Genomic DNA, 6,774 nt, shown 5'->3' on the forward strand with positions numbered 1-6,774 from the left:
AAGCACACTCCGCATTCGCGCCACGGAATGGGCATCGACCACCCAAAACGAGATCCGTCAGCGTCAATCGCCGCGCGGCACGCTGAAACATTGGAAAGCCAGCTTCTCAGCCAACTTTCGTGCATAGTTCAGGCTAGAGGGGCCACACCGGTGGGTCCCATGTACACGTGAGCACGCTAGCAGCCCGCAAGACGCCCGCTGCTGCGCATCGCTCGAAAATCATGGATCCTTCCACCGGCTGAGCGTGACCTCTGTTGGAAGGATGCCCGCAGATCGGTTGCATGCGGTGAGCTACGAAGCCGCTCGACCCAAGGAGAAGACGATGACCGATTCGAGCCGGTTCTGGGATCGGATCGCAGCGCGTTATGCCCGCAAGCCGGTCGCCGACGAGGCGGCCTACCAGAAGAAGCTGGCCCTAACGCGGGAGTATCTGCGCCCGGACATGGAGGTCCTCGAGTTCGGCTGTGGCACGGGCTCGACCGCCATCGTCCACGCGCCGCACGTGAAGCAGGTCCGGGCGATCGACATCTCGGGAAAGATGCTCGAGATCGCTCGAAGCAAGGCCGAAGCGGCCGGCGTCGGAAACGTGCACTTCGAGCAATCGGACATCGATGCGTTCATCGCGCCGGACGGGAGTTTCGATGCGGTGCTCGGGCTCAGCGTCCTGCATCTCCTGGAAGACCGGAACACCTCGATCGCCAAGGTCTACCGCATGCTGAAGCCGGGCGGCGTCTTCGTCTCCAGCACCGTGTGCCTTGGCGAAACCCTGAGGCTCTTCAAGCTCATCGGGCCGATCGGGCGATTTCTCGGCGTGATGCCGCTGGTCCGGGTCTTCACCGTTCAGGAGCTGGTTGACAGCCTCGAGGCCGCCGGCTTCGAGATCGACCACCAGTGGCAGCCGGGCAAGGGCGACGTGTTCATCGTCGCGGAGAAGCCCGCGTAGGGATGAGGAAGCGGATGGCGGGGCGGTCGGAGCCCTGTTTCGATTCGCCATGACGCGCTCGCCACGGGCACTGGCGCCTCTGGGACGAGCCTTGGTTTCGGGCACCCACGGGTCGTCCGAAGGAGTGGCAAGTGGGCCACTCGACACGGTGGCAGGGTGGTGGCGATGGCTGGACTTGAACCAGCGACCCCCGGCTTATGAAACCAGTGCTCTAACCGACTGAGCTACATCGCCACGTGCCCGTACGGGCCAGCGCAAGCTAGCGAATCCCGTTTGATCCGGCGGGCTCGGCTAGGGGGCTTCGGTGCCGCCTGCCTGCCCCGCAACATCCGAGCCGGCGGCGGCCGCCCGATCCTCGAGGGCCTTGATCCGGCTTCGGAGCGCGTCGATCTCATCGAGCGCGGAAGCCATGGTCGCGTCCGCGGCCTCTTCTTCGCTGGCGGAGACCGAGGGCAGGGAGCTTCGGCCGGCGGTCACGTGATGGGCGACCCGCTTGGCCAGGTTGTCGAGGCGCGGGATGATCTCGCCCAGCGTCCCCGCCTGGATGAAGACCGAGCGCGGATCCTGGGTGTCCTCGCCCCCCACTTCGACGCAGCGGATATCGAGGCTCGCGCCTTCGCCGAAGCGTGTGAACGAGCCATACAGAACCCAGCTGGCACCGGACGAGCCAGCCGCGGCCTTGGCGGCCGATGCGTCGGTGGTGGCCAGCTCGGGATCGTCCAGCTTCACGACGGCCACACTCTTTTCGCGCCCGAGGCGGGAGGTGAGCATGTCGGCGAGGCCGGAGCGCAGATACTCCCGATCCGTCGTGGAGTGCACGACGATCGGCAGGATCGCCACGCGCACCCTGGAATCGGCCGCCGCTCCTGGCGCTGCGATCAGCGGAACCGCAAAGAGCGCCCCGAGGATCAGACCGTACAAGAGACCGGTGCGCAGGATTCGCGCGCCCTCGGCTCGTCGTTTCAATTGCTGCGTTCTCGCGGGCATCGGCTCCCCTGCTTCGATCTTCGGTTCACGCCGGATTGACGGACCCCTCGAACGTAGCCCTCAATCGAATGGAACGCGGGGTTCCCCCCGCGTAGATCGGGACGGGTGTCGTTCTATCAGCTCGGAGGAACCGGGTCAACCGGGCTGGATCAGGCGGTTCGGTTCGGCAGCCGTACCCTGAAGCAGGCGCCCTCTCCGGGGCGGCTGGTCACCTCGATCACGCCGTTGTGCTCGGCGATGATGCGATGGCAGATCATCAGGCCCAGGCCGGTGCCGTTATCAGGCCCCTTGGTCGTGAAGAAGGGATCGAAGATGCGTTCGAGGTCTTCGTCCGCGATTCCATCGCCCATATCGGAGACTTCCAGGGTGGCACCTTCCGGGTCGCCCCCCGGACCGCCGGGGCCGATTCGGATCTTTACGCTCGAACCGTCCGGGGATGCGTGGACCGCGTTCAGCGTGAGGTTGAGCATGAGCTGATGGAGCTGCTCGCGAACCGCGGTGAGCTTCGGTGTGGTGGGATCCGCATTTACCACCAGGCTTACTTCGCGACGGTCGGCTTCCGGAGCCACGAGTGTGACCACCTCGCCAGCGATTCCCGCGAGATCGCAGGTGGAGCGTTCAACCGCGCGACCATCCTGGCGGCCAAGCCGGGCCATGGTGGCCACGAGCCCGCGAATGCGCTCGAGTTCGGAACACGCCAGGCGATGATAGTCGCCCCAGAATTCCGTATCCGGCTCGTCTCGCTTGGCGGGCGCCAGGCTCAGGAAGGTGTGAATCGAAGTGAGGGGGTTGTTGATCTCGTGGGCGAGCCCGGCCGAGAGTGTGCCAAGCGTGCCCAGACGATCGGCGCGCAGCACCTGCTGGCGCGTGGAACGGAGATCCTCGACCAATCGCGCATTCTGGATGGCGATCCCGGCCTGCGCCGCCACATCCTCCAGGAGCCTGCGATCCCGATCTTCGAACGGCGCGCCTCCTCGGCGATTGTCCACGGCAAGGGCACCGAGCAGCTCGTCCTTGCCTAACAGCGGAACCACGAGCAGATCCCCGGCGATTTCCGTGATCCATTCGCGGACCTCCGTCGTGAAATTGAGGGCTTCGCCCACGCCCAGGAAGCAGGCTTCACCCTCCGCCAGGGAATCCACGAAGCCCGGGGCATTCTCGCGGGTGATGGCGTGGGTTTCCAGGAACTCGCTGCTGTGTGCACCCATCGGCCCGGAACGCTCGAATCGGAGCCGCTCCTTCAGGGGATCGAAGCTCAGCAGCGATGCACCGTCGTACTTCAGCGTCTCGGTGAGCGACGTGATCAGTAGATCCTCGAGCCGATCCAGCGAGAGCTCGCGGTTGATCGTCTTCGCCACCTCTCCGATCGTATGCAGCTCTCGCACGAGCGCTTCGCGATCTCGGCTGAGGACGTAGTGCTCGACGCCACGCTTCAACGAGACCTTCATCTCATCCGGCTGCCACGGCTTCGCGATGTAGCGATAGATGGAGCCATCGTTGATGGCGTGGGCCAGGGTATCTGCCGAACCGTAGGCGGTGACGAGCATGCGGACGGTATCCGGTGCGATCTCGCTCACGCGGCCAAGGAAATCGACCCCACTCATACCGGGCATCTTGTGATCGGAGAGCACTACGGCGAAACGCTCCGCCATCAGCTTCTCGAGGCCTTCCTCGCCACTGGTTGCCGTGACGACGCGAAACTCACGCCGGAACGTCAGCTCGAAGACACGCAGATTCTCCGGCTCGTCATCGACGTAGAGGAGCGGGTAGGCGCGGTAACCGATCTTGGCCTCAACCGGAGCCGGCATCATCTCCGCCCCCAGGAGCGACCGGCAAGACGACGCGCACCTGCGTGCCTTCACCGGGTTCGGAGGTCAGTTCGATCCGCCCGCCGTGGCCGACGACGATCCGCTGGCACATGGCCAGGCCCAGGCCGCTGCCCTGGCCCGCACCCTTGGTGGTGAAGAACGGCTCGAACAGACGCGCTTGCACGTCCGCCTCGATTCCCGGCCCCGAATCTTCCACGCACACCTCCAACTCTCCCCCCGCAGCCATTCGCGCGCGGACGGAAATGGTCCCATCTCCTCCTTCGAACGCCTCAACGGCATTCTTGAGGAGGTTGAGGAACACCTGGTTCAGCCCGCCGGTATCGCCAGGAACGCTCATCAGGCCCTCCTCGATCTCCAACGTGGCCTCGACGCCCGTCTCCCGGAGCCGATGACCCAGGAGTTGAAGCGTCGAGCGTAGGGATGCACCCACATCCACGAGGCCCCGTTCCCCCTGCCCGGGGGAGGCGAAGGTCTGTAGATCGGAAACCAGGTGGGCGGTGCGGTCGAGGCCTTCCGTGACGATCTGGATCAGCTCGGCCAGCTCTCCGGCCATCTCATCGAGGCCCAGCTCCTGCTTCTTGCGCTGCAGCTGGACCAGTTGGGTGCCTAGCGTGGCTGGATCGTTGGCATTCAGCTCCCCGAGCCATGCGGCGAGGCCCTGGAGATCGTCCACATACGTGCGGAGCGCCGCGAGCGAGTTGCGGGCGAAGTTCAGCGGGTTGTTCACCTCGTGGGCGACCCCGGCCGAAAGCTCGCCCACTGCGGCGAGGCGTTCGGCTTGCACCAGATGCACCTCCGCTTCCTTCAGCTCCTCCAGTGTTTCTGCCAGCTCCACGTTGGTGCCGAAGAGGGCCACGTTGCGCTCGGCCAGCTCTTGCTGGAGGGTGCGAATGCGAACGAGGGAGCGGGTGCGCGCTAGAAGCTCCCGGGGATGGAAGGGCTTCGTCACGTAATCGTCGGCGCCCAGCTCCAGGCCCTCGATCTTCATCTCGCGCTCGGCCTTCGAGGTGACGAGCACCACGGGAATCCCGTTCAGGACGTCGTCTTCCTTGATGGCACGACACAGCTCGGTGCCGGACATCTCGGGCATCATCACATCCGTCAGAACGAGAGCGGGCGCCCGCTCTCGAACGGCCTCCAACGCCTCGCGTCCATTTCGCGTGGGGCGGACCCGGAACTCGCGACCCACCAGGAACGCCAGGAGCCGCCGCATCTCCGAATTGTCTTCGGCGATGACGACCTCCGGTGTGCCCTCCGGATGCTCGGGGAGCTCCCCCAACCACTCGTCGCCGTGCCGGGTGGCCTCCCAACGGCTGACCGTATGCTCCACCGCGGCGAAGCGGCCCTCGCCACTCTCCTCCAGATCCATCGATTCTTCGCTGGCAAGCGCTTTGAAGGAGTTGGCTGCCGAGAGAGCACGCTCGCCATCCGCCGCCAGCAGCACTTCTTCATCCGGGTCGTCATCCGCTTCGCCAACCGGCAGCAGCACATGCATCTGCGAGCCGTGCCCTTCCCCCTCGCTGGTTGCCCACACCTGCCCACCATGCAGCGCGACAAGCTCTTGAACCAAGCTCAGGCCGATGCCCGTGCCCTCATGCTTGCGCGTGGTGGAGCCATCGACCTGGGCGAACCGATCGAACACCCGGGCCAACTGGTTCTCCGGCATGCCCACGCCGGTATCGTCGACGACCAGATGAACGCCATCGGCATCGAGAACGTGGCCGTCGCCATCGACCGCCTCGCCTGCCGTAACGACGCTGCCCCGGACGGTAATGCCCCCCGCATCCGTAAACTTCAACGAGTTCCCGATCAGGTTCACCAACACCTTCTCGAGCGCATCCGGATCCACATTCAGCGTGGGAACGGCCTCGAAGCCCACCGCCTGAAGCTCGAGCCCCTTCCGCTCGGCCATGGGAAGCGCGCCATCGACGATGTCTTGCACGAGGCGCCCAAGCTCCAGCGGAACGCGCCGAACGGAAAGCTGCTCGCTCTCGACCTTGGCCAGATCGAGCAGGTTGTTGATGAGCTTCAGCAGGCGCAGGCCATTCGACTGCATGGTGCGAAGCGTACGATCGAGACTGGCGGGAACTTCGCCCAGATCGCCAGAGCGCATGGCTTCGATGGGAGCCAGCATGAGCGTGAGCGGCGTTCGGAGCTCGTGGTGGATGTTCGCCGTGAAGCGGGATTTTGCTTTGTCGAGATCTGCTAGACGGTCGCGGGCTGACTCGATCTCGCGGCGATGAAGGAAATCCCGTACTCGAATTCGATGCAGGAAAGCGGAAGCTATGACGCTCTCAACGTATCCCGAGACCAACACGAATAGGTGAATCGAATACGTATCCCAAGCTACCGGCCCGGCGGCTGCGATCGGGCCGAGAGCGAAACCAACGCAGAGAAGGCCATTCACAGCCGCGGTTACGGGAGCCGTAATCGGTAGGAGCACGGGCATCCCGACCATGAGGAGCAGCAGCCCACCGTAGTAGTCGCTGGATGGCGCATCTGTCGCGTACACCATTGCGAGAATCTCTAGGCCTATCGCGAGACTGAACACCGCCATCGACTCGCGCGGAAACCGGTGACGCCCAGTGACGAGAATCGCTACAAGAAGCGCGTTGACACTCATCCGTATGCAAAAGAAGAGCGTGAACATCTCCGGATACGCGAACCGGTCGAGCCACGTGAAGCCGACCTGCATACCCAAAGCCATGAAAATGGTGGACTTCAGGGCACTGCTAGCCAGCGGCTCGCCAGCCTCCCGCCAGTAGTCCTCGACCTCGCCCTTAGTCAGGCTATTGGAAGCCGCCATCGTTGCTAGATCGGCCTGTGCCGATCGCCCCTTGAGGCCCCAGAATTCCCTGTGCTCTGGATATCTCGGACTAGGAGTCTGCGCGGTAGAAGCGAGATCGGCCGCGTAGCGTGGGATTCTCGGTTGAATTGTTGCGGTGAGTAGGGTCTGGGGCGCCCGGGACCGCGAAGGCTCCGGATCGGGTGTGAGCCGGGGTTGCCCTGGAAGCC

The 6,774-nt window shown here is 64.5% G+C and carries 4 protein-coding genes and 1 tRNA gene; 1 reads left to right on the forward strand and 4 read right to left on the reverse strand.

All coding sequences use genetic code 11. The annotated features are described in order from the left end of the window. Window positions 1-322: 322 nt before the first annotated feature. Window positions 323-943, forward strand: coding sequence for a class I SAM-dependent methyltransferase (locus GY937_06265; GenBank protein MCP5056316.1), 621 nt, complete (start codon window positions 323-325; stop codon window positions 941-943). A gap of 157 nt (window positions 944-1,100) precedes the next feature. Here the strand turns inward: GY937_06265 and GY937_06270 are convergent. From GY937_06270 to GY937_06285, 4 genes are all read right to left on the reverse strand, one after another. After that, window positions 1,101-1,177, reverse strand: a tRNA-Met gene (locus GY937_06270). Window positions 1,178-1,234: 57 nt separating this feature from the next. Beyond that, a complete protein-coding gene (locus tag GY937_06275) occupies window positions 1,235-1,930 on the reverse strand; it encodes a hypothetical protein (protein ID MCP5056317.1) in 696 nt (231 codons plus the stop codon). Between the two features lie 149 nt (window positions 1,931-2,079). Next, on the reverse strand, window positions 2,080-3,741 hold the full coding sequence (locus GY937_06280) for a response regulator (protein MCP5056318.1): 1,662 nt from the start codon (window positions 3,739-3,741) through the stop codon (window positions 2,080-2,082). Beyond that, window positions 3,722-6,565 carry a response regulator gene (locus GY937_06285; GenBank protein ID MCP5056319.1) on the reverse strand — a complete coding sequence of 948 codons (2,844 nt, stop codon included), beginning with the start codon at window positions 6,563-6,565 and terminating at the stop codon, window positions 3,722-3,724. The genes GY937_06280 and GY937_06285 overlap by 20 nt, the downstream gene beginning before the upstream one ends. Between the last annotated feature and the right edge of the window lie 209 nt (window positions 6,566-6,774).

The organism is bacterium, from assembly GCA_024228115.1.
Classification (GTDB): Bacteria; Myxococcota_A; UBA9160; order UBA9160; family UBA6930.